Origin of the sequence: Alkalimarinus coralli, assembly GCF_023650515.1 — a bacterium.
Lineage (GTDB): Bacteria > Pseudomonadota > Gammaproteobacteria > Pseudomonadales > Oleiphilaceae > Alkalimarinus > Alkalimarinus coralli.
The window spans coordinates 670,397-692,501 of sequence record NZ_CP096016.1 but is presented as its reverse complement, the minus strand read 5'-3'; the positions used below and the strand labels follow the sequence as shown (position 1 = coordinate 692,501).

Annotated in this window: 22 protein-coding genes; 15 read left to right on the top strand and 7 right to left on the bottom strand. The window is 44.4% G+C overall.

The annotated features are described in order from the left end of the window. Position 1: 1 nt before the first annotated feature. From MY523_RS03080 to tsaA, 8 genes are all read left to right on the top strand, one after another. Complete coding sequence (locus tag MY523_RS03080) at positions 2–1,222, top strand: type II secretion system F family protein (RefSeq protein ID WP_250657342.1); 1,221 nt, start codon at positions 2–4, stop codon at positions 1,220–1,222. Between the two features lie 75 nt (positions 1,223–1,297). Further along, positions 1,298–2,167, top strand: coding sequence for a prepilin peptidase (locus MY523_RS03075; protein WP_250657341.1), 870 nt, complete (start codon positions 1,298–1,300; stop codon positions 2,165–2,167). Between the two features lie 8 nt (positions 2,168–2,175). Continuing rightward, a complete protein-coding gene (gene coaE / locus MY523_RS03070; protein WP_250657340.1) occupies positions 2,176–2,790 on the top strand; it encodes a dephospho-CoA kinase in 615 nt (204 codons plus the stop codon). Beyond that, positions 2,765–2,980 carry a DNA gyrase inhibitor YacG gene (yacG, locus tag MY523_RS03065; protein WP_250657339.1) on the top strand — a complete coding sequence of 72 codons (216 nt, stop codon included), beginning with the start codon at positions 2,765–2,767 and terminating at the stop codon, positions 2,978–2,980. Before coaE ends, yacG begins: the two co-directional genes overlap by 26 nt. Before the next feature lie 51 nt (positions 2,981–3,031). Then, the gene (locus MY523_RS03060; protein WP_250657338.1) at positions 3,032–3,472 is read left to right on the top strand and encodes an HIT family protein; all 441 of its coding nucleotides are present in this window, start codon (positions 3,032–3,034) and stop codon (positions 3,470–3,472) included. Positions 3,473–3,497: 25 nt separating this feature from the next. Continuing rightward, a complete protein-coding gene (locus tag MY523_RS03055) occupies positions 3,498–3,860 on the top strand; it encodes a CidA/LrgA family protein (protein ID WP_250657337.1) in 363 nt (120 codons plus the stop codon). Next, positions 3,853–4,572 carry an LrgB family protein gene (locus tag MY523_RS03050; protein ID WP_250657336.1) on the top strand — a complete coding sequence of 240 codons (720 nt, stop codon included), beginning with the start codon at positions 3,853–3,855 and terminating at the stop codon, positions 4,570–4,572. The genes MY523_RS03055 and MY523_RS03050 overlap by 8 nt, the downstream gene beginning before the upstream one ends. Further along, entirely contained in the window at positions 4,569–5,282 is a 714-nt protein-coding gene (gene tsaA, locus MY523_RS03045) for a tRNA (N6-threonylcarbamoyladenosine(37)-N6)-methyltransferase TrmO (RefSeq protein WP_250657335.1), read from the top strand. The genes MY523_RS03050 and tsaA overlap by 4 nt, the downstream gene beginning before the upstream one ends. A 28-nt stretch (positions 5,283–5,310) precedes the next feature. On the opposite strand, the gene MY523_RS03040 is transcribed toward tsaA, so the two are convergent. Beyond that, positions 5,311–5,769, bottom strand: a complete 459-nt coding sequence (locus tag MY523_RS03040) for a PilZ domain-containing protein (RefSeq protein WP_250657334.1) — start codon at positions 5,767–5,769, stop codon at positions 5,311–5,313. 277 nt (positions 5,770–6,046) lie between these two features. Here MY523_RS03040 and MY523_RS03035 point away from each other — a divergent pair, with 277 nt between their 5' ends. Next, positions 6,047–6,298, top strand: a complete 252-nt coding sequence (locus MY523_RS03035; protein ID WP_250657333.1) for a YkgJ family cysteine cluster protein — start codon at positions 6,047–6,049, stop codon at positions 6,296–6,298. On the opposite strand, the gene MY523_RS03030 is transcribed toward MY523_RS03035, so the two are convergent. Together MY523_RS03030 and MY523_RS03025 are read right to left on the bottom strand one after the other, a co-directional pair. Then, the gene (locus MY523_RS03030) at positions 6,299–8,644 is read right to left on the bottom strand and encodes a response regulator (RefSeq protein ID WP_250657332.1); all 2,346 of its coding nucleotides are present in this window, start codon (positions 8,642–8,644) and stop codon (positions 6,299–6,301) included. A gap of 97 nt (positions 8,645–8,741) precedes the next feature. Then, complete coding sequence (locus MY523_RS03025) at positions 8,742–8,933, bottom strand: YgaP family membrane protein (RefSeq protein WP_250657331.1); 192 nt, start codon at positions 8,931–8,933, stop codon at positions 8,742–8,744. A 168-nt stretch (positions 8,934–9,101) separates the two neighbouring features. Here MY523_RS03025 and MY523_RS03020 point away from each other — a divergent pair, with 168 nt between their 5' ends. The 4 genes from MY523_RS03020 (at position 9,102) to MY523_RS03005 (ending at position 13,896) form a co-directional block, all read left to right on the top strand. After that, positions 9,102–9,443, top strand: a complete 342-nt coding sequence (locus MY523_RS03020; RefSeq protein ID WP_250657330.1) for an ArsR/SmtB family transcription factor — start codon at positions 9,102–9,104, stop codon at positions 9,441–9,443. Between the two features lie 13 nt (positions 9,444–9,456). Then, the gene (locus tag MY523_RS03015; RefSeq protein WP_250657329.1) at positions 9,457–10,485 is read left to right on the top strand and encodes a DUF3187 family protein; all 1,029 of its coding nucleotides are present in this window, start codon (positions 9,457–9,459) and stop codon (positions 10,483–10,485) included. A 125-nt stretch (positions 10,486–10,610) separates the two neighbouring features. After that, positions 10,611–11,180 (top strand): YfaZ family outer membrane protein, encoded by a 570-nt coding sequence (locus MY523_RS03010; RefSeq protein ID WP_250657328.1) that lies wholly within the window; start codon positions 10,611–10,613, stop codon positions 11,178–11,180. Positions 11,181–11,400: 220 nt separating this feature from the next. Continuing rightward, on the top strand, positions 11,401–13,896 hold the full coding sequence (locus tag MY523_RS03005; RefSeq protein WP_250657327.1) for a hypothetical protein: 2,496 nt from the start codon (positions 11,401–11,403) through the stop codon (positions 13,894–13,896). 57 nt (positions 13,897–13,953) lie between these two features. Here MY523_RS03005 and MY523_RS03000 read toward each other — a convergent pair whose 3' ends face one another. Beyond that, positions 13,954–14,244 (bottom strand): DUF1145 domain-containing protein, encoded by a 291-nt coding sequence (locus tag MY523_RS03000; protein ID WP_250657326.1) that lies wholly within the window; start codon positions 14,242–14,244, stop codon positions 13,954–13,956. 104 nt (positions 14,245–14,348) lie between these two features. Between MY523_RS03000 and MY523_RS02995 the strand changes: the two genes are divergently transcribed. Beyond that, entirely contained in the window at positions 14,349–15,167 is an 819-nt protein-coding gene (locus tag MY523_RS02995) for a glucosaminidase domain-containing protein (protein WP_250657325.1), read from the top strand. A gap of 38 nt (positions 15,168–15,205) precedes the next feature. Beyond that, a complete protein-coding gene (locus MY523_RS02990; protein WP_250657324.1) occupies positions 15,206–15,607 on the top strand; it encodes a YkvA family protein in 402 nt (133 codons plus the stop codon). Positions 15,608–15,657: 50 nt separating this feature from the next. Here the strand turns inward: MY523_RS02990 and MY523_RS02985 are convergent, their stop codons facing one another. From MY523_RS02985 to MY523_RS02975, 3 genes are all read right to left on the bottom strand, one after another. Then, a complete protein-coding gene (locus MY523_RS02985) occupies positions 15,658–18,444 on the bottom strand; it encodes a LuxR C-terminal-related transcriptional regulator (RefSeq protein ID WP_250657323.1) in 2,787 nt (928 codons plus the stop codon). A gap of 147 nt (positions 18,445–18,591) precedes the next feature. After that, positions 18,592–19,956, bottom strand: a complete 1,365-nt coding sequence (locus tag MY523_RS02980; protein WP_250657322.1) for a DUF1329 domain-containing protein — start codon at positions 19,954–19,956, stop codon at positions 18,592–18,594. Between the two features lie 38 nt (positions 19,957–19,994). Next, positions 19,995–21,857 carry a DUF1302 domain-containing protein gene (locus MY523_RS02975; protein WP_250657321.1) on the bottom strand — a complete coding sequence of 621 codons (1,863 nt, stop codon included), beginning with the start codon at positions 21,855–21,857 and terminating at the stop codon, positions 19,995–19,997. Positions 21,858–22,105: the final 248 nt, after the last annotated feature.

Below are 22,105 nucleotides of genomic sequence, written 5' to 3'. Positions count from 1 at the left end.
TATGGCAGAAAAGGCACAGAAATTAGGCTCTTTCGTTTGGGAAGGAACCGACCGAAAGGGTAATAAAACCAAAGGCAAAACATCAGGTCAAAATGCTGCATTAGTAAAAGCTCAATTACGACAGCAAGGCATAACCCCTACAAAAGTGAAAAAAGAGGCTATTTCACTTGGCGGCCCAAAGAAAAAGAAAATAACGCCGTTTGATATAGCCATTTTTACTCGACAGCTGGCAACCATGATGAAGGCAGGGGTGCCGCTAATTCAGTCATTTGATATCGTAGCAGAGGGGCTAGAAAACCCTAGTCTTAGGGATATTGTATTGGAGATAAAGAACGATGTTGCCGCAGGGAATAACTTCGCAGAAGCTCTTCGTAAACACCCTAAATATTTTGATGATCTTTTTTGCAACCTAGTTAATTCCGGTGAACAGTCAGGCGCACTCGAAACCATGCTTGACCGTGTCGCAACTTACATGGAAAAAACAGAGACACTGAAGAAAAAAGTCAAAAAAGCAATGAGCTACCCTATCGCAGTTGTCGTTGTCGCCGTGATTGTAACTGCAATACTTTTAATTAAAGTAGTCCCCCAATTTGAAGAGCTCTTTTCTGGCTTTGGCGCAGAACTGCCTGCGTTTACTCAATTCGTCATAGGTATTTCCGAGTGGATGCAAGAGTGGTGGTTTATTGCTCTAGGTATTATTATCGCAACTATTTTCACATTCAAAGAGGCCAAAAGAAGGTCTCCCACGTTCGCAGATAAGGTTGATCACTTTATTTTAAAAATACCTGTTATGGGGGTCATTATTGACAAATCTGCAATTGCTCGATTTGGCAGGGTTCTTTCTACAACCTTTGCGGCTGGCGTGCCCCTGGTAGATGCCCTAGACTCCGTTGCAGGCGCCGCAGGCAATGCTAAGTACCGTGATGCCATTTATAGAATAAGAGACGATGTTTCCACAGGTACTCAACTTCAGTTTTCAATGAAGCAAACAAGTGTTTTTCCCGCGATGGCAGTCCAGCTAGTCTCCATTGGCGAAGAGTCCGGTGCCCTAGACTCTATGCTTGAAAAAGTGGCAGATTACTATGAAGAAGAGGTTGACGCATTAGTAGATAGCCTTACAAGCTTAATGGAACCCATGATAATGGCCGTATTGGGCGTTCTTGTGGGTGGCTTAATCGTCGCGATGTATTTACCAATATTCCAGATGGGGCAGGTAGTATAACCCCAGTTATTGTTAAACCTGCTCATTCGGGGCCTGCTCAAGCAGGCCTTTTGTTTTTAAGAGAACCAATACTCAATGCAAACTTTCGAACTGTTTTTAAACTCTCCAGAGTACTTATACCCTGCTATTTTTATTCTCGGATTAATTATCGGCAGCTTCTTAAATGTCGTCATCTATCGTATACCCAAAATACTTGAGAAAGAGTGGAAGTCTCAGTGCTGTGAACTACTGGAGATTGAGGGTAAAGAAGAACCTAAAATAACATTATCGACTCCCAATTCGACCTGCCCGAAATGTGGTCATGAGATCAAGCCCTGGGAAAACATACCGATCATTAGCTATCTATTTCTGCGTGGAAAGTGCTCCTCTTGCAAAACCCACATATCCGTTAGATATCCAATAATAGAGCTTGTAACAGGCCTTCTTTCACTCGCTGTTATTTGCGTGCTTGGCGCTAATTGGGCTGGCTTTTCTGCACTGCTGCTTACATGGGTACTGATCGCATTAACGATGATCGACTTTGACACTCAACTGCTTCCTGACAATATGACATTGCCACTGGTGTGGCTCGGACTTATTGTTAACGCTTACGGCCTGTTTGCCCCTTTAGAAACCGCTTTATGGGGCGCGGTGGCTGGCTACCTGAGCTTATGGTCCGTTTATCATGCTTTCAAACTACTCACCGGTAAGGAAGGTATGGGCTTTGGCGACTTCAAACTACTGGCCGCATTAGGGGCCTGGATGGGGTGGCAGATGCTGCCAGTTATCATTCTGCTCTCTTCATTAGTCGGTGCTATTGTTGGTATTTTACTTATTGCCATTAAAGGAAGGGATAAGAACATTCCCATACCGTTTGGCCCTTACCTTGCTGCGGCTGGCTGGTTGGCCCTGCTTTGGGGGCATGACATCACTCAGGCATATCTCCAGTTTTCAGGTATGAAATAGTAGAAAATATGATTATTGGATTAACAGGCGGAATTGGCAGCGGAAAATCCGCAGTATCCAAGTGCTTTGAGAAACTAGGCGTACAGGTTGTAGATGCAGACATTGTCGCCCGTGAAGTCGTTGAAACGGGTCGCCCAGCACTAAAGGCTATTGCAGGTCATTTCGGTCACGATATCCTGACGCCAGAAGGGCAACTAAATCGAGCAGCTCTACGATCTATAATATTTGCAGACGAAAACCAACGAAAGTGGTTGGAGTCTCTTCTTCACCCCTTAATTCGTGAGGAGATTATCAGCCAATTAAAAGAAGGCAACGCCCCCTACTCAATTCTATCTTCTCCCCTGCTTTTAGAAACAGACCAGCATACCATGGTGGAACGTATATTGGTTGTTGATGTTCCTATTGAAACTCAAATAGAGCGAACCTGCCAACGCGACAACAACTCAAAAGAACAAGTTGAGTCAATCATCAAGGCCCAGTCATCGCGTGAGTTTAAACAACAAAAAGCGGATGACATTATTCTCAATACAGGTACTATTGAGGCCTTACAGAAAGAAGTGAGTACTCTGCATCAACGCTATTTGGAATTGTCACAAAATGAGCAAAAAAATCATCACCGTTAATTGCCCTACCTGCCAAGATCAAGTTGAATGGTCTGAAAAAAACGAACACCGCCCGTTCTGCTCTGACCGCTGTCGTTTGATTGACCTTGGCGCATGGGCCGCTGAAGATTACAAGATCGCAGGTAAGCCAGCTTCAGAGTGGGATATGGCAGAAGTCACCATGGGCAATGAACCCAACACCCTCCAGTAGTGCCTTATAAAGACCTTCTAACAGCAATTCAATAAGTAATAGGAACCACTCATGTCTAGCTGCCTTTTCTGTCGCATTACCCAAAAGAAAGAAACATCATCGATCGTCTATGAAGACGAGCTATGTATGGCAATCATGGATATATTCCCTCTGGGTGAAGGGCACGTATTGGTACTGCCGAAGCAACATGGTGTGCTAATCAATGAGCTTGAACCGCCCATTCAAGAGCACCTGTTTTCTGTCGGAACCCGAATTGTAGAAGCGCAACGAAAAGCTGGCTTTGGTATTAAAGGAACTAATTTTCTGCTGAATGATGGAAAAGCTGCAAACCAAACAGTCCCTCACATACATCTACACCTTATCCCAAGAAAAAGGGGTGACTTTGTAACGGCAATTCCGAAGTTAGCCCTACATGTAACAGGGTTATTTGGTTTGAGTACCAAAAGGGCCAAGCTAGACCTCCAGGCCAAGGCGATTAGGCAACACCTATAACCCCGCCCATACTACCGAACTGACTATGCTTCCATCACTCACACTCATCATACTGTTTCAGCTTGCTGGAACCTTCGTACAGCAGCACTTCAATTCCCCTATCCCCGGCGCAGTGATAGGCATGATCTTGTTCTTTCTTTATCTATGCCTAGCGGGTGGTTCTAATGAAAAATTACAGGAGACAGGAAGTCGACTACTTAAACACCTCCCTCTTCTCTTCATTCCCGCCGGGGTCGGCATTCTTGTATATACCGAAGAACTGAGAACGCAGGGCATTGCCATTGTTGCATCGCTGACACTTGGATCTCTGATAGCATTTGTCATAACACTGCTAATCTTCAAAAAACTAACCGCCATCCAAAATACGACCCGCGCGCACAATGACTGAGTTAATACCTACAGCCTACTCAGAACTACTGACTAGCCCGGTATTCTGTATTCCGCTCACCCTTGCTGCCTATTTGATCGGTGTTAAAGTTTATTCGTTGAGTGGTAAAAACACATTTCTACAACCCGTGGTGAGTGGCATTATTTTGGTAATGCTGGCCATTTCCATTCTTGATATCCCATATGAACGCTATTTTAAAGGCGCAGAGATAATTCACTTTTTACTGAGCACAGCGACTGTTGCGCTGGCCATCCCCCTATATCAAAATCTTCACTATATTCGTGCTACCTTCCGGCCATTACTTTTGACACTTCTAATGAGTGGCATCATTGCCTGTTTTTCAGCCGTTGCTATTGCCTGGTTACTAGGCGCATCAGCAGAAATTATGCTATCGCTTGCACCAAAATCTATCACCACACCATTCGCTATGGGGGTCGCAGAGAGTATTGGAGGTTACCCACCTCTTACTGCGGGTTTTGTCATCTTTACAGGCATTGTTATAGCCGTCTGTGCAACACCTATATTTAAGTGGTTAAAAATCGACGACCCCATCATACAAGGTGCCTCTATGGGCATGATTGGCCATGGCATTGCAACAGCAAGAGCGTTAGAGCTAAGCAGCAAAACAGGTGCATTTTCAGCCCTCTCGATGGGGCTAATGGGCGTCTACACCTCCATTTTTTTACCCTATATTGTTAGGCTGCTAAAATGACAAATGATCAATTTTCCATCGATACGATAGGTATTATCTCTTCACCCTTCAAGGAAAAATTTGGTATTCCACGTCAACCGGCGCTTGCCAGACACATTACTAGCGAGATAATAATTACCCCGCCCTACAGTCGCATTGAAGCCTTTCACGAGATAGATCAGTTTTCTCACATATGGCTCACATTTATCTTTCACCAAAACCAGCGAAATCAATGGAAACCCTGTATCCGCCCCCCAAGACTAGGTGGCAATAAAAAACTTGGTGTATTTGCCAGCCGCTCGTCATTCAGACCCAATAGCTTAGGTCTTTCAGCGGTCGAGCTAATCGGCGTAAAGCTGAATAACAGCGAAATACGGATAACGATCAAAGGAGCAGACTTGGTCGATGGAACTCCCATTGTCGATATTAAGCCATACATTCCATACAGCGACTCAATCCCCAACGCTGTGGCCGGCTACGCAACGGAAACACCCGGCAAACCATTGAATGTAACATTCTCCGATTTAGCTCTTATCCAGCTTAACGAGATGAGTTCAGAAAAATATCCAGACATACGACTCATTATTGATGACGTGCTGTCAGCAGACCCTAGGCCTGCCTATAAAAAACATGAAGACACCAGGGTTTACGGCATCAAGCTGTTCGATGTTGATATCAAGTGGAAGGTTCATGAAGAACGTGTTGAGGTTTTGTCAATTGATCAGGCATAAAGCCCAATTTACCGCGAACGATTGAAGGCTAGTTAATAGTCTTACTGCTTGATGAGTCAAATGACGGAAAGTCTCTAGCGAACTTGTCGATCCACTCCTGGGCAGCTTCCTCTATGGTCAGATCACGGCCATCACTTTCCTTCACTTTTATTCGGTAATGCTCTATGTGGCAAATCTGCTCAACCATTCTGGCGGCATAGGCATCTTGCTCATCAATAAATTGGACGCCTATTTCATACGCCCGCGTGGTTTTTTTGCACCATACAACTTCCCCATGAGTCTCGAACGGAGGCTCTACCAGCGGGATCCTAATTTTTATCAGTGTTTTGATCTCAAGTGCTGTATCGCTTTTTAAACTCAACCCCCCAACACTCACATCTTTTATACGAGAATGCTCTTCACACAACCGGCCAGCAGGTGACAACTCAATTGGAACATCAGTAGGGTGACGAATGTACGAGCGCATATTATTTTTTGTCCATGACATGCTTTCCCAAAGTATAGACCAATAAAAATACAACAGACTAATTACATATTTTTGGGTAAACTGCCGCCATACTTTTACGGCAAGTATTACTTTTTGCCTTTAATAGAGATCTTTGCACGACTACTGCGCTTACAAATACAGCGTTAAAAAATGACTCAAAATGCTCATTTATTACATATAAACTGCGCTTTTTCGTCATTTTTTGCCTTGTCTTTGCTTCGCACATAACGTCGTGCAAAGATCTCTAATAGTTACTATTTTGTATTTAAGATCATCTATGAATTGTCGACTTGGATGCGGCGCTTGCTGTATCGCACCATCAATTTCAACTCCCATTCCGGGTATGCCAGACGGCAAACCAGCAGGTGTAAGATGTATACAGCTAGACAACATGAATTTGTGCAGACTATTTGAAAGCCCTGACAGGCCTAAGGTGTGTGGTGGTTTTAAGGCAGAGAAAGCCATATGCGGAGATACAAATGCTGAGGCCCTTATAAATATACAAGCGTTAGAACAAGCGACAAATTAATTAAGCATCGACATAAAGTTCAACAACTGATTTTAACTGCTCAGCTTTCACCGGTTTGGTGATAAACTCATCCATCCCTGCACTTTCACAGCGCTCCCGTTCCCCATCCATCGCATTTGCTGTTAAAGCAATAATAGGCGTTCGGCTTAACCCAGACTCTTCTTCCTGGCGCCTAATTTCCCGGGTAGCTTCATAGCCATCCATCACTGGCATCATACAATCCATAAAGACCATATGATAACTTTCTTCTAGCCAGCGTTTGATGGCAACTCTTCCGTTGTCCGCTACATCGACTTTGCAACCCGCTTTTTCAAGCATTCGAGCGGCTAACTTCTGGTTGACGATATTGTCCTCAACCAACAAAACGCTTACCTCTCCCTTATTGGGATTATCTTCCAATCTGGGTGAATCTTGCCCCTGAATAGTAAAGCGAGTAACCAATCGGTCTATGTTGTTATCCTTGTCACTAAACACTTGCTGAATTGTGGCACGCAAGAACTGATCTCGCAGCTGCTTACTAAGAAAGCCGTCAACGCCTGCGGAACCAAAGCGACTCGCATCACCTCGCTGAGGATTAGAAGAGAGAACAACAAGGCTAATATCCTGCCAATGAGGCGCGGAGCGAACAATTTCACAAAAATCCATACCATCCATATCTGGCATGAAATCATCCATCAAAATCATATCAAACGGCTGACCTGTATCCGCAGCCAGCTCCAATAAAAGCAACGCCTCACCCGCAGTATTGGCAGACTCAAACTGAACACCCCATTGATTAAGAGATTCCAAGGTGATTTTTCGGCTAAGTTCGTAGGAGTCCAGCACCAGTATTCTCACGCCCTCCAGCGCTTTCATATCTTCTTGAACATTGGTCAAAGGCTCCCTCACCTTTGGCAGAGAGAGCGTCACCCAAAAGGTCGCACCTTTATTCTCCTCGCTTTCGAGCCCAATCTGCCCTCCCATGAGCTCAACCAATTGCTTACATATTGCCAAGCCCAGTCCAGAACCACCGTACCGCCTGGTTGTCGACGCATCTGCCTGCTTAAATTCTTCAAAAATAGTCCTTTGATGGTCTTCACTAATACCAATCCCCGTATCTTCAACGGCCATGCGAAGCTCAACATCATCATGGGACTGTTTAATATACTCGATACTTATTAAAACGTGTCCCCGGCTGGTAAATTTGATCGCATTCGATGTCAGATTAATCAGAATCTGTCTTAAGCGAACAGGGTCACCCTCCAGCATCATCGGTAACTCAGGATCTATTCTGGTTTCAAGCGCGATCCCCTTAGCTTCCGCTTTTTTGCCTAACAACCCGATAACATCAACAACGGTACTTCGAAGGCTAAACGCTATAGGCTCTATGGCCAGTTTGCCAGACTCTATTTTCGAAATATCCAGAATATCATTCACAATTCCCAGCAATGATTCAGCCGAGCCCTGTATAGTTTGCACATACTCACGCTGTTCATTGTCAAGCGTTGTATCTAGCAATAGCGAAGAGAAACCTAATACGCCATTCATAGGCGTCCGAAGCTCATGACTCATGTTGGCTAAAAACAAGCTCTTTGTTTTACTCGCTTTGATCGCCTGATCGCGCTCACTAATTGACTGACTTTCAGACTTCTTTAAACGGGATGTTTCGCGAAACAAACGAAGTCGCATTTGGTTAAGTCCATGAACAACATCACTTAACTCGTCCCCTTTTTTTGACGCTTTTCGCTTTAGTTTCAGAGGGGCAGACAAGTTCTCCATATCCAGGTTTCTGGCATAGTTAGACATTGCCTCAAGGTGGCGGGTTACGAGAACACGGACAATTAGCAGTATAAAAAGAGATACCACAAACGTTTTAATACTTTGGCTGACCAAAATAACAAGCGCCTTCCCCCAAAGATGCTCATACACAGGCTGAAGACTGGAAACGATGGTCAACTCTCCCAGCCAGTGAGCCTCTACATCGTCATGGGGGCGCTTATACACCAGAGGATAAGCTCTCGAAATCCGCCGCTTGTCTGTAGGCATCTCACCTATTGAGATAACCTCGCCATAGCCCGTTGATACGGAGACAAAATAAATGTTTTGCAGCTTACTAATGCCATTCAGGTGCAAACGCAACTCTTCCTGATCAACATGCCACAAGCTATTACTCAAACTATCTGAGAATGTATCAGACACCTGATCCAGGCTACGCTCAATGGACTCGACTTCACTCCGGAAATCAAAATAGAGTTGCACTCCAGTCGAGAATATAGCAATAAAGGTACTGAATAGAAGAATATAGGCAAGCACTCGGGTCGCTAACGGCCTTAACTTGAAATACTGCAAGAGATCCTTTAATAACAACAGCTTGCCCTAACCATATTAATATAGACATTAAAAGTACGCCTATTCTAACAGACTTGACAAGCTTTCCCATAAAACCGGTTAACAAACCAACTGTTCAGCCATCATTAACACCGAGTTTTCTCAAAAACCACATTGCGGGACACCAATTTGTAAACGCCGATTGGATTAAGTTTAAGCTTGTAAACAACGTCAGCAAGAGCCACTCTTGGGCAACATAGTAGCCCAGCATTAAACTGATTAGTACAACGCTACCCGCCAGCAACCTCAACGCTTGATTAATCGTCATAACTGTCTCTCCTATAGAACAACAAATAATTACTATATTCCCATATAGATATATTATCAATAGAAAATTTTATGTTATATTCAGCAGCGTTGATGGAAGCTATATAGTTAATAGAAAAAGTAAACTTGATAACAACTAAACTTAATAACAACTAAAGAGCGAGAAGCCGTGAAGGAATCTGACCAAAACCAAAAGCAACTTAGCAGTGAAGCGCTAGAGCAAATTGCTCTCAGGTTCAAATTACTTAGCGACCCAATGAGGCTTAAAATTCTCCATGCACTGCAAGATGGAGAAAGGTCAGTAAACCAGTTAGTCGAAATTACGGGGAGCTCTCAACCCAACATTTCAAAACACCTGAATATCCTTCGTACAACAGGTATGGTTAAACGCCGCCAGGAGAGTAATCAGGCATTCTTCTCCATATCAGCCCCGTTTATCTTTGATCTGTGTGAAATTGTATGCAATGGAATAGCGGAAGAGCTGGAACACCTTAAAAGTAACTTTACTTAGCAAAATTGCCAAGATGACTGACCAAGAGCGCTTCCCCCGTATAAATATTCAGACACAGGCGTTAGTTGCCTTATCCCTCTTCATGGCAATAGCACTCCCCTGCCAAGCACAATATAAGCCGAGTGCAGCATTCAACACCGTCAACCTGAACCCGATGATACAGATATTTGGGCTTCCGACACTGGCAAACCGGACACTGGATATCAAAGGAACCTATAGAGTCGAGCTTGAGCAACAGGTAGCCAACTACCACAGTCAGTCAGCAATTAATTCAGAGTCAATAACATTAGATGGCGAAACCTGGCGAACAAACATCAGTTTGGCAGCAGCAGTCACTAACAAGACCGAATTATCAGTTTCAATTCCTTATATCAGGCACTCTGCGGGCTATTTGGATGACCTGATCTATGATTGGCATGACCTTTTTGGCATGCCACAAGGAGAGCGAACCGAAGATTCCAATGACAATTTTGATATTCAATACACTGACGCAGGAAAATCGCAAGCACGGCTAGCTTCACCGGCTTCAGGCATTGGAGATATACGATTAAAATACTTGTACAAACTGCCTGCAATTGACCGGGAAATCATACTGCAGAGTGAACTAAAACTTCCGACGGGCAGCTCCGAAAAACTTACAGGAAGCGGCGGTACAGATTTATCGATAGGTTTTATGCTTAATGACCCGGTATCCCTTCAGAACCATGACATTAACCTCTGGGCCGGAAGCAGTGCAACCTACCTAGGTGATGCAGATGGTTCTTTATCTGATAGACAAAAAAACCTTGTGTGGTCTGCAAGAGCAGGCATGGGTTGGTCGCTCAATGAATCAGTTACACTAAAGACGCAACTCGACACTCACTCCGCCGTTTATCAAAGCGAAACTGACGAGCTAGGCAAGGCGGCACTAATGCTAACAGTAGGCGGAGATATACACTTTTCCTCCCTCTACCGGTTAGAGCTTTCAGCAATAGAAGATCTCATTACAGAGAGCTCACCCGACATAGTATTTACTGCAAAATTTACTGCGTTAATTGAGTGAAGAGGTCACACACAACCCGCTTAAACTATTTTTTGACCAGAATGTCTTATGTAACTTTACCTTTTACGCCTAACCTTTTACCCTTTGCGTCAACAGATAATATGGTTTACCAGAAAGGATCCCACATGAATGTTTCTAAACTGTTCCTTGCTGCATCAACAGCACTCCCTTTAATTGCAGGAAGCACCATTGCGCTAGCCAGCGACGTGAGCCTTCGGATTAGTGACGACTCCGTCCACTCTCAAGTAAATGTAACGCCTAATGGCTCAAATATCGACCTAGGTGCCGGCTACATGTATCACGAAGGCAGTCGACATATTGTCAACCTGGATCTTCATGCAAAAGGGCAAACAGCGGTAGGAAACTTACCCACCACTGCGGGTGTTGGCATTCAGGCTACGGGGTTCGATGACGATAGTGTTGACGGAGGAGCGGTTGGAGTTGGCGGATTTGCAAGGCTCAATATTCCGAGCGTGCCTGGCCTATCATTTGAAGGCGCTTTGCACTACGCCCCATCTATATTGTCATTCGGTGATGCTGATGACTTAACACGAGTAAGAGCTCAAGCAAATTATCGGGTCATTCAAAATGCCGATGTATTTGTAGGCTACCATTACTTGAATGCTGATCTTGAAGGCCACAGCGACGTCACATTGGATAAAGGCCTTTTTGCAGGAATGAAACTCATCTTTTAACCGCAGATATATTATACCCACGTGCTTTAAAAAAGATTTGATATCTGTTTTTGAGGCAAGTCACAATCAGCTCCGCAGCCACTTTATAACGATTCCATCTTGGAATATAGTTAGTCTTTCCAGCACGCATGTATAGAAACCTTGATACATGCGTGCTCGTCATTTAGCCAACTAATGGCTGAGTCGTTACCCACAGCCCCAGTACAGAACGGTTTATCATATGCAAAAACTCAGCTATACCCGGTCATATAAAGCCATTTTCCCAGCCCTGACAATGATATTCATACTACTTCTTTCAGGGTGCGGGGGGGGTAATGAAGCGGTTAAAGCGGCCGGAGCCAAAGAGAATGCGTTTGCCAGAAACGCAGCTGAAGAGAATGAACAAATCACTGAAGGAGGCACGTCAGATGCGAACTCATGCTCTAGCTCAACGCCCTCAGGCGTAACCTTCTGCCTGACAGTAGAAGCAACCGAAGCCATGGTCGCCAGCTGGCAAAAGGACCTTTTTAACCTGATCACACCTGGCAGTGCATATGCATTTCGGGGACTAACGACCGTTCCTGCTAAATCAATTGAAATTATTCAAGTCGAAGAAAACCTGAACGAAGTTGCAACCTCTTTGATACCCTCATATAGCGTTAAAGAAAATGCAGCGCTAGGTAACTACTCCATTACATTTGATGAATCGCCCCCTGCACGTATTGATATCATCGCTAAAGTAACACTGGAAAACGATCAAGTGCTCCTGGCTCCTTTCATTGACTCCAGCATAGAAGGAAACTTCGAGCCAATCGTGGTCGTTAATGTAGTGTCTGACTATCTGGTTAAAGCACTTTACAGCAAGTTGAATACACCAGAAGCACTCACTGAAATACTACCCTGTAGTGGTGATGGCAGTGAGTGGGGGAAAAACGTTGGCTGCAAAAGCCAACCTTTTGCCAAGTTTAGCCTTTGGGCCGCCCTGAACAATTTAACACAAGCGTATGAGATAGACATCCCGTCATCCTTTACCATTACACAAGCCTCTGAATTATTGGGCAGTACCGCAGAGTTTAAAGCACACATAGAAACGGTGTTGAACGAGATCATACGCACACCAGAAGCCTTTGTTGGAGGCACTGAGCGTGAATTGGCCCCTGTCAGCGAAAACCCTGAGAATACAATTGAGAATCTGTCTTCAATTGAAAGTTATAACAGCACCCTATTCTCATTAAGCTTCAGCCAAACCACTCCTGCCTCGGCATCTAAGGGAGCCTCCATCAGCACAACGATATCAACATTGTTTGAGGAGAGCGCTGAGACTGTCAGTTACCCGGAGCTCACTCGAAATACCTCTAACCTAAACGTATCATTTACCAACATTAACGAAGACTTCCCTATCCTGAGAACATCACTGAACCTCACTTCAGCGAATGATGCGTCATTAACCCCGGCACTGCGAAACTCGCTTTCTTCCTCCCCGGGAAATACCTTTTTAACCAGCCAAGGGTTCTATATTGCAGGCAAGATTCCATTTCAAACGATTACTGATAAAACGGCAACCTCTGGCATAGGTTGGCAGTCAGACCCGTATATTCAACTCATGTACGCATCCGATGCAGACGGTACTGGCCCGCAGAGCATGTTCTCTTCGTTTGTCAGAAATGGCAGCAGCTATGCAATTACCGCCAATGAAGACTCAAGCTGGGCGCGTAATGATAAGCTAGAGGAGCAGATGATTTTTGCATGGAGCTCACACAATCAAGTTCCCGAGAATGATGGCAAACCCATAGTCAATGAAGGAGAAGGCTTTGTAGATACATCAAAAATTCAGGGGAAAGAGTACGGCGTTGTAAATCTTTCAGTAAAACTAAATAACTCTGGCAACATTCTATCGACAGTAGCAAAGCTCTCGAAATGGAACGCATCATCTCCATCACAGCTTGACCAAACCCAACCGGGGGATATCCCTCCCTCTGGCGAGCTTCACTATCAAACCTATTCATTTACAAGGGATGACTCTCAGACCCTGACAGTCACTCCGGAAAGCAGTGAAGGGTTAGTCGTCAGAAATTATGATGTTGCCACATCCAAAAAATCGTCAAATAGTGGAATAAAAGAGCTTCATTTGGGCCGTCTCACGGTATCTGCGCCAGGCAATGCAGATGAACGCAATCAAGCATCCTCAACTCCCGATGGAAACATGATTACTGTCACTCAAAACGAGACAGCAAACGGTCAAGGTCTGCTGCATGCAATGAAGTTAAGGGCTGTCGCCCCAGTCAACCGGATCGGAGCAGAATACCGATTAGCCGGTAATAGTTTTGGTGCCAACGCAGCAAGCAATGTATTACGAAACTATAACAACTCCATACTTTCACTTACCGGAGCATCATCCGCAACGCTAACATTCAATACGCTTGAGACCACCCACAATGTAAGCACGCAGGTCGTTACACCTATTACGGGGGTTAACATTCCACAGGCCACCGGCAGCTACACAATTGACAACGACGGCGTAGTTCAATTTACCTTCCCGAACGTACAGGGCGAGCCTCTTAAACTCAAAGGTTTTATGTCACAAGCCTTTGATGAATCAGGAACAGAAACTAATGAAGCCGGGAATCTCATGACCTTATTAATGGTTCACGGCTATGATGATGCAAGCAACACTAAAGCAACACTAGGGTTGGTATATGCGCTAAAAGAACAGAGTTTAAGCATAGAGATAGAGTAAAGATCCATTTCAGCCTTGGTTTCGAAGACAGAAATCAAGGCTTAGTCCTTAGCCTACTTACCGCGATGATGCATTTGCCTCTTCTTTTAACTGATTTACAAGGAATGGCAATACATGAAAAATACCAAAAACAAGCACCATCAACTTGTCGAATTTTGGTTCAATTAACTTATCACCAAATCGTTTGGTAAACAGCGCTACCTCGATAAAATGAACGATTAGAACAGCCGCCCCCGCCCAACCTAGCATTGCAGACGCCGTTTCTGAGAACACCTCAAACAAACTCGCAATCACGGCTACCCAGAATATCAGAGTAATAATTTTTCCCAACGCGATAATAGCTTTCATGTTAAATTAATAACCCTATAAATTTCAGTTAAAACTATGATTTAAACTACACTAGCTAGTTAGCTGATTAATATGCATTCTAAACTATAAGGTTTTCAAAAAATATGCTGACAAGCAATCAACGCATCCTCTGTTTTTCCTTATCAATAACGCTTATTTTATCTTTTTTCCTTGGCGCGTATACCGCCACTCTACATAGCCAATCTCGGTCAATCGATACTGTTGCGGGAATACTCCCAAATAAACCAAAAACACTCCCTAGTGAGCCACTTCCTAAGTTTACTCAGATTTTTAATACCCAAGAAAAAAAACAACTTTTTTTCAGCTACTTAACACCGATTATTGAAGCAGTAAATCACAACGTTATTATTGAGCGGAAAACAATCCATTCACTACAACAGAAGTCAGCCTTAACAGCGCAAGACAAAAAATACCTGGCGAACGTCGCAAAAAAATATCGCGTAACAAGCAAGTTAAGTGACCGAAATAAGTTTTTCAGGCAACTACTCACTAAAGTCGACCGCATTCCGCTTTCTCTTGTATTAGCTCAAGCTGCAAATGAATCTGCCTGGGGTACATCCCGATTTGCAGTCAAGGGGAACAACCTCTTCGGTCAATGGTGTTTCTCGAGAGGGTGCGGTTTAGTACCCGAGCGCAGGAGTAAAGATGCCACCCATGAGGTAGCTAAATTTGACACTGTCTCCAAGTCTGTCGAAAGCTACATTCTTAACTTAAACAGACATGCAGAGTATGCAGAACTGCGAGAAATTCGACGCCAATTGAGGCAGAAGAACACGCCAGTCAATGGCATCCAATTAGCGAACGGCCTCGCGGGCTACTCCGAGAGAGGGCAGGATTACGTAGATGAAATCAAGTCAATGATACGCTTTAATAACTTGTCATCACTCGACCAAAAAAGCTAGCATGATCAAATGTAGCTTCTGAGATTGAGGGTAAGCTTATGATTCATACGAGCAGAAAAAGCGGGAAAAAGACAAATAGCGATAAGGCAAAGCCAGCTGTAATGGACAATACCCATTCAGATAAAGTAACTGAGGCGTCTTTTTGGGAAAAAGTTAAATCCAGTGCATCAGCAGCAGGCCATGAGGCTATATATAACGCACTGATCCTTTACTACACGGCCCGTGCGAAAGACACGCCGATATGGTGTAAAACCGTAATTGCCGGAGCGCTAGGCTACTTTATTAGTTTAATTGACACGATCCCTGACCTAACCCCCGTTTTGGGATATACCGATGATGTAGCCGTCATGATTGCCGCTATAGGTGCGCTGGCAGCCCACATCACCCCAGAAATAAAGCAAAAAGCCAAGCAGCGCTCAGACAAGCTCTTCCAAAAATAGCACTAACAGCGCTAAATAAGGCGTTGCATTCTGGACATCTCACCTGATCCCTACAATAGGCCGTATTGCCTTGCTTTTACAATCGCTTGAGTTCGGCTCTTGACCCCCAACTTATTGTTAATTTTTCTGGCATGAGTTTTAACCGTATGAAGGGATATAAACAGCTTATCTGCAATATCCTGATTAGAAAAGCCTTGAGCAATGAGTTCCAGCACGCCCTTTTCACGTTCGCTAATAGGATCCTCAAGTATTTCCTCAGAGTTGCTTTGACCTGGCAGTGGAGTCACACCACATAAGTTCCCCAAAGCGCAAACAAAAGACTCTCCGTCCGAACTGGATACAGATAGAATTTCAGATAATATAGGCTTTATATCTGCCGCCAGATCCCAAAATGGGCTAGACCAATTTTCTATTTCAGCCTTTTTTATTGCCGTTCGCATAGCCATTAGCGCTCGGTCAGGCTTATGTCCTTTACTATATAAAATCGACTGATAAATCAAAATATAAATAGAGGTAACACTATTGGGTGCCCGGTTTTTTTCTATGCGCTGAAGTGAGGTTAACTGTTCAAGAGCTCTCACCGTCTCACCTGTTTTGATTAGCAGTCGAATTTCCAGCAAATCACGAGAACCAGGCAGAAGTGGAAACATATCTGCAACCAAACCCGCTTGATGATATTCGTTGAGTTCAGCCAGAGCAACCGAAGCGCGATCAAAGTTACCCTGCTCTATCCATAACATAGCCTTTGCAACGTTTAACGCACAGGTATAACTCACATCATCAATTTGCCAAACGCGGATAAACCGCTCAGCACGGCCAATCATGCCAAATGCTAAATCAATATCCCCAGCCCCTTTGTGTAAAACTGCTTTCACTATATAAGAGTAAAATGCGCCAATATCATTGCTTCTTTCTGCTTCTCGAGCGGCTACATTTACAATCCGCTCAGCCTCAAGGAGTTTACCTTGGTGCATTTTAACAAGCGCCCAATATACCTTTAGCCTTCCTTCAGCAATATTGTGCAGATCATTAATAGACACACCGTTTAATTCAAGGCCCTGCTTAACCAGGGTTGACACTCGATTAAGATAACCTCTGGCTAACTCAATTCTTGCAGAGTCATACATGCCCAGCATTTCAAGCTTGACATCATTATGCTCACGAGCCACAACAACGGCCTTGCGGTTGGCTTTTTTGGCATCATCAAACCGCCCCATCAAACTATGGCTATTCGAAATAATCAGCTGGCAAATCACTTTTACAGCCACTCTATCATCACTTAACCGTGCCAGGGCCTCTCGGGCCAGGTTAAACGACCGCTCAACATCACCACGGGCTTTAGCAATATAGGCGTTTACGGCTAGCAGTTCCGCTCCCATATCCGGGTTTTGCACTGCAAAATCATCCGGCAAGAGCTCAATATAATTGAGGGCTTCATCAATTCTGGAGCAAGCCATCAGTGTCCAAAGGTAAACGATAGTTCTTCGGTTGGTTACGTCATGACCACTTTCCAGAACCTTTTTACGAATACCGAGAAGTGTCGCCATGTTTTGATCCAGCAGCGAGGCATTCGACAACTTAACTAACAGGGACATAACACGGTTACTATTTTCTGATTTGATTGCATACTCAATGGCATCAGACACCATGCCGCGAGACTCAAACCAGATCGAAATATCTTCATAAATGGCACAACGATCAGCCTTCAGTTTCTCGACATCAAACAAAACCCCTTTAAGAAGAGGATGAGGTCGGTACCAAACGCCCTTATCATTGAGCTGCTCAATAAACCCCAGTTTCTGGGCCATATTTCTAAGCCACTCCCCCCCTGCCGAGGGGCCCAATAAATGAGAGCACAAATCAGAACACCAGTAGTCAACAACGCTTAGTCGGCAAAGACCGTTTAATTCATGCCCCGTCAGACTGGAGAGAACGTCATTGAAGAAATACTCTTTTACATACTCCACAGAGTCAGGCAATACGACCTCTGACGCCAAATCTTTATTTTGCAAATCGATAGATAATAAGTGGAGACCTGCACCCCAGCCTTCACAACGTTGAGACAGCTCCTGAATGACTTCTGTCTCTACCGACTCAGGCAGCAGAGCATTTAAGAGTCGTATGGCTTCTGATTCTGTAAGTTGAAGTTCTTTCACTCCAATTTCAGTAATATTCCGCTCTAAGCGAAACTTGGTGATAGCTAAACCAGTCGGCTGGCTTGAAATAACAACAATAGACAAGTTTGCAGGGGCATGAGCCAGCAACGCATCAACAAACCCCTTAACTTGTCCACCTTGAATATGTTGAAAATTGTCAAAAATAATTTTTACCGGAGCGTCAGACAGCTCAATTTTCTCTACTAATTGAACAACAACTTTTTCAGAAGCGGCTTCACTCCAACGCCCCCCATATGCATCCAATTGCAAATACAACCCTTCTTTAACTACTTCGGATAAAACATCAGAAAGACTTTCTAACAGGTAGCTACATAGCCTTACAATATCATTATCACGAACATCAAGGGTCAACCACGCTATTTGAGGGAGGTTGGCTTTGTCTTTTTGAATCCAATGACTAAGGAGAGATGTTTTACCATAACCTGCTGGCGCACATAAAATGCTCAATCGCGAGTTTCTGATACCCTCTAGATATCCATCCAGCCTGTCGAGGTGCGTATAATGCGGACTTAAAGCAGGTGCAATAATTTTTTTACGCAGGAAAGACCGCCCGATCACAGACGGGGAATTGCCACCTTTAATGATTTGATCTATCGATTTCGAAGTGTATCCGCTAGCTTCATCATTCGCAGCAGATGTTTTACCGAAACTTGCTTTCACCCAAACCCCATTGATGAGTAATCTGAACCGGCGTTAGACCGGAAGGGAGTCTAATTTAATACAAATAGAGGACGAAAAGCAAAAAAAGAGGGTGGATATTCTCCACCCTCTGTAATGGTACAAATAGATTATTTTAGCTAGCTATGACTATCGCTTACCCGCTCGCCTTAACGCTGCAGGCGTATAGTCCTTTGATGACCTCTTTAAGTTAAATACATAACTCTTGTCTTGTTCGTTATTCAGGCCATTGACCAAATAGCGGCCTGACAATAAGTCATACAGAGTCTCTACCGTATACCAGGGCACCAGCTCACCATAGAAGCTCATATTATGTGCTTCCGCGACTCGCCACAATTCGCCGCGACCATCATAATGATCTATAACCGTCGCCTGCCATGTATCCTCATCAATATAGAACGTACGTTTTGCGTATATGTGTCTCTGCCCTTCTTTCAATGTTGCTTCGACCACCCATACACGGTGTAACTCATAACGCGTTAGATCCTGATTGATATGCCCTGGCTTAATTATTTGATCATATTTCAGATCAGTCGAATCAAGCTTATAGGAGTTGTAAGGAATATAAGCCTCTTTTTTGCCCACCAAATTCCAGTTATAACGATCCGGGGAACCATTATACATATCAAAATTATCAGAAGTACGAAGACCATCTGACGCGGTTCCCGGTCCATCATAGGCAACCTGAGGTGCGCGTCTAACCCGGCGTTGACCGGCGTTATATACCCAGGCACGACGTGGCTCTTTTACTTGGTCAATCGTTTCATGGGCTAGCAACACGTTACCTGCTAAACGGGTTGGTGCCTGAATAACCTGCTTAAAGTAGAAAAGCACGTTAGGGTCTGTATTTGGGTCGTAGTCTTGTAACGAAGTACGCCAGGTAATCTCGTCCAAAAACTGGACAATACTGTAGTTACCGTTTGCCAGCGGCGTTGCCTGACCGATAGTACGACGAACCGACCCGCCACGATACCGGGTTATGTGGTTCCATATCACCTCAAGCCCGTTCTGAGGAATTGGAAAGGGTACTGACACCTGAAATGGCGTTAAGCCATTCCCTCCCTCTACCATCTCGACCGTCGTGGCGTTTGCTTTTGCTCCATCATAAATCGCCTGAGGATAAGCGGCTGTTCTGCGCGTTTTGTAAACAGGAAGAACATAGTCGGGATATTTTGTCATCATGGCAATCTGCCCGGGAGACATATTATCCTTGTACTTATCCATATTATCCTTAGTGATGGTAAACAAGGGTTGATCATCAGGGAATGGATTCGGAAGACGGTCACCGGACACATAACCCGCTGGCACGTTTGTATATCCGCCAGTCCATTCAGGGATAGTGCCGTCCGCATTACCCGCTTTCTCAGCACCAATAGGGGTTAGTTCAGCCCCTAGTTTAGCCGCTTCAGACTCTGATACCTTCGCTGACACCGCAGATGCCAGCAAAGATAGCGTAATAACCCCACCTGCTAAAATTCTTTTTCTTAGTTTCATTTATAAACCTCTTTAAACCGAAACAGTTACCTTGTTTATTAGAATGAGTAGGCAACACTTAGCGCGATGTTGTCCCGGTCGTTTAATAAGTTATAAGGCTTGCCACCAAAGTAGTTTGTGTAACTGATATTGGCTGAGTACTGATTCAGATAAACCGCCTTAAGAGATAGCCCAACAGATTTGCGGCCTTGAATAAAGTTGCCACCTGGCTCAGGCGCATAACCGCTCACGTCATGAGACCACGATAACGTTGGTGTCAGGTTTACGCCGGCAAATACATCATTGTAATCAAGGGATGTACGTAATCTATAACCCCATGAAAATGAAGTAGTATAACCACTGTTATTACAATTGAGCCGGTTTAAGTTTTGAACCCCGCCAGACTCACAACTGCCTAATGCAGCCCAAGGCGTCCCGGACAAATCAAATGCACCAATACCGTAGGTACCCGCTCTTCCATAGCGTGCATCTTTAGAGCCTTTTAGGCCGTGAACATAGGTTCCCCCCACTTCACCGACAAACGTCAATCGGCTAGCGCCAGCAACCTGGTCAAAGAATTTAATTACGGTCATCTGCGCCTGTGAAACCCCATACAGGTCATACCCGGGTAAGGTTTCTCCCCATAGCTTACTTACATCGCCACCTGCTTCCGCAAACTCTCTTTGATACAGCAAACTGCTTGGTGAACCAAGGCCACCGTGAATCAATTCAAATGAGTTCCATTGCAATGGGAGATCTTTTTTATAACTTATTTCACCTCCAATTGAATAGCCACTCTCTGTACTGGTATTAAAACTAACACCATACATCTGAATCCCTTCAGGATAATCCATAAAGTACTCTGGGAATGGATCCGTGCCACCACCACCAAGACCGCTACTTGGATCGTTAGCAACAACCCCCGTAATCAGAGGTACTCGGCTATGGTACTGTACAAAGTAAAAACCAAACTCAGTATCATTCAACTCTGGCACATACCAGCGCACTGCCAATCCAAACTGATCGGTGTCGTCTGCTTCATTATCAGCTAAACGGTCAGCATATAACCCCTGATCATACGCTACGCCATCAGGTAACTGGCCTGCAAGTAATACAGGGCCACAACCATCTGACGCAAAGTCTGCCGTCGAAAAAAACGTCCCGCAGTCTTCAATTTCTGTTTTTTCCCACTCCAGCTGCACAAACCCTTCAACCGTTACATTCTCAGTCACGCCAAGAGAGGAATAAAACATGTTTACCGGTAATAAGGCTTCTTTAACCTCGGCACCCGGCGCTCTTATTGCTCCTACATCAACAGGGTTAATGATATTGATACCATTAAAAATAAATGTGCTCTCACCCCAGCTGATCACCTGCCGGCCTAAACGCATGTTGAGAGGCATTTCGCCCAACTCAAAATCCCCCCAAACATAGGCATCCAGTAGCTCACCACCAGAGGCATTTTTATCCCCCTCAGCGGTTAAGGAGCGCCGTTGACCTGCCCCGTCCAATGCCATCTCTTCGTCTTTAAGCTGGAAGTCATACCAGTAGCGGCCACGTACAAAGCCGCCGTAGTTTTCATAGCTCAACAATAATTCACTGGTTCCCTTAACACGCTTCGAGTACGTATCGCCTTTATCAAAGTTCCAATTCCCGTCATCATAATTGTTGGTTGATGCACCGGTGGTTGTTCCAATAAAAGGGTTTGACCCTAATGGCGCCAGGTTACCCTGGGATAACTGCCTGCTATCACGATCCTGAACCCGCCAGCTCACACCTGCAGATAGCGTAGTATCGAAACTCGCCTCTACATCCCCCATATAAAATTGAAATGCACTAGCTGGAGTCGACACAGAAGCCGCCACAGCTACCGCTAATGGCAGCCTGGCCAGTTTGTGCCATCGTTGTGTGTTTTTTGTCATCGAACGCTACTCCGTCAATATTTTTATTTGATACGCTGCAATACTTGTTTTAGTAATCTAACTTTTATATCAGTTGTCGCACTATAGCTAAGCAAAATACAGATTTTTATCAGTCAAAAGTATGATTTAGGTATGATTACCTATTTAACAAACTCAAAATCAGTGTTTGGAACCTAAGGCAACTATAGACGCTAATTTAAGATTCAACCAATTTTAAATCTGATTTTTTTCAGCCTGTTAGCTGGGAA

Coding starts and splice junctions, on each gene's coding strand:
- MY523_RS03025 (WP_250657331.1), bottom strand. CDS start 8,933: ATGACGATTAATCAAGCGTTGAGGTTGCTGGCGGGTAGCGTTGTACTA.
- coaE (WP_250657340.1), top strand. CDS start 2,176: ATGATTATTGGATTAACAGGCGGAATTGGCAGCGGAAAATCCGCAGTA.
- MY523_RS03000 (WP_250657326.1), bottom strand. CDS start 14,244: ATGAAAGCTATTATCGCGTTGGGAAAAATTATTACTCTGATATTCTGG.
- MY523_RS02990 (WP_250657324.1), top strand. CDS start 15,206: ATGATTCATACGAGCAGAAAAAGCGGGAAAAAGACAAATAGCGATAAG.
- MY523_RS02995 (WP_250657325.1), top strand. CDS start 14,349: ATGCTGACAAGCAATCAACGCATCCTCTGTTTTTCCTTATCAATAACG.
- MY523_RS03055 (WP_250657337.1), top strand. CDS start 3,498: ATGCTTCCATCACTCACACTCATCATACTGTTTCAGCTTGCTGGAACC.
- MY523_RS03050 (WP_250657336.1), top strand. CDS start 3,853: ATGACTGAGTTAATACCTACAGCCTACTCAGAACTACTGACTAGCCCG.
- MY523_RS02975 (WP_250657321.1), bottom strand. CDS start 21,857: ATGACAAAAAACACACAACGATGGCACAAACTGGCCAGGCTGCCATTA.
- yacG (WP_250657339.1), top strand. CDS start 2,765: ATGAGCAAAAAAATCATCACCGTTAATTGCCCTACCTGCCAAGATCAA.
- MY523_RS03080 (WP_250657342.1), top strand. CDS start 2: ATGGCAGAAAAGGCACAGAAATTAGGCTCTTTCGTTTGGGAAGGAACC.
- MY523_RS03035 (WP_250657333.1), top strand. CDS start 6,047: ATGAATTGTCGACTTGGATGCGGCGCTTGCTGTATCGCACCATCAATT.
- MY523_RS03010 (WP_250657328.1), top strand. CDS start 10,611: ATGAATGTTTCTAAACTGTTCCTTGCTGCATCAACAGCACTCCCTTTA.
- MY523_RS03005 (WP_250657327.1), top strand. CDS start 11,401: ATGCAAAAACTCAGCTATACCCGGTCATATAAAGCCATTTTCCCAGCC.
- MY523_RS03075 (WP_250657341.1), top strand. CDS start 1,298: ATGCAAACTTTCGAACTGTTTTTAAACTCTCCAGAGTACTTATACCCT.
- MY523_RS03060 (WP_250657338.1), top strand. CDS start 3,032: ATGTCTAGCTGCCTTTTCTGTCGCATTACCCAAAAGAAAGAAACATCA.
- tsaA (WP_250657335.1), top strand. CDS start 4,569: ATGACAAATGATCAATTTTCCATCGATACGATAGGTATTATCTCTTCA.
- MY523_RS03040 (WP_250657334.1), bottom strand. CDS start 5,769: ATGTCATGGACAAAAAATAATATGCGCTCGTACATTCGTCACCCTACT.
- MY523_RS02980 (WP_250657322.1), bottom strand. CDS start 19,956: ATGAAACTAAGAAAAAGAATTTTAGCAGGTGGGGTTATTACGCTATCT.
- MY523_RS03015 (WP_250657329.1), top strand. CDS start 9,457: ATGACTGACCAAGAGCGCTTCCCCCGTATAAATATTCAGACACAGGCG.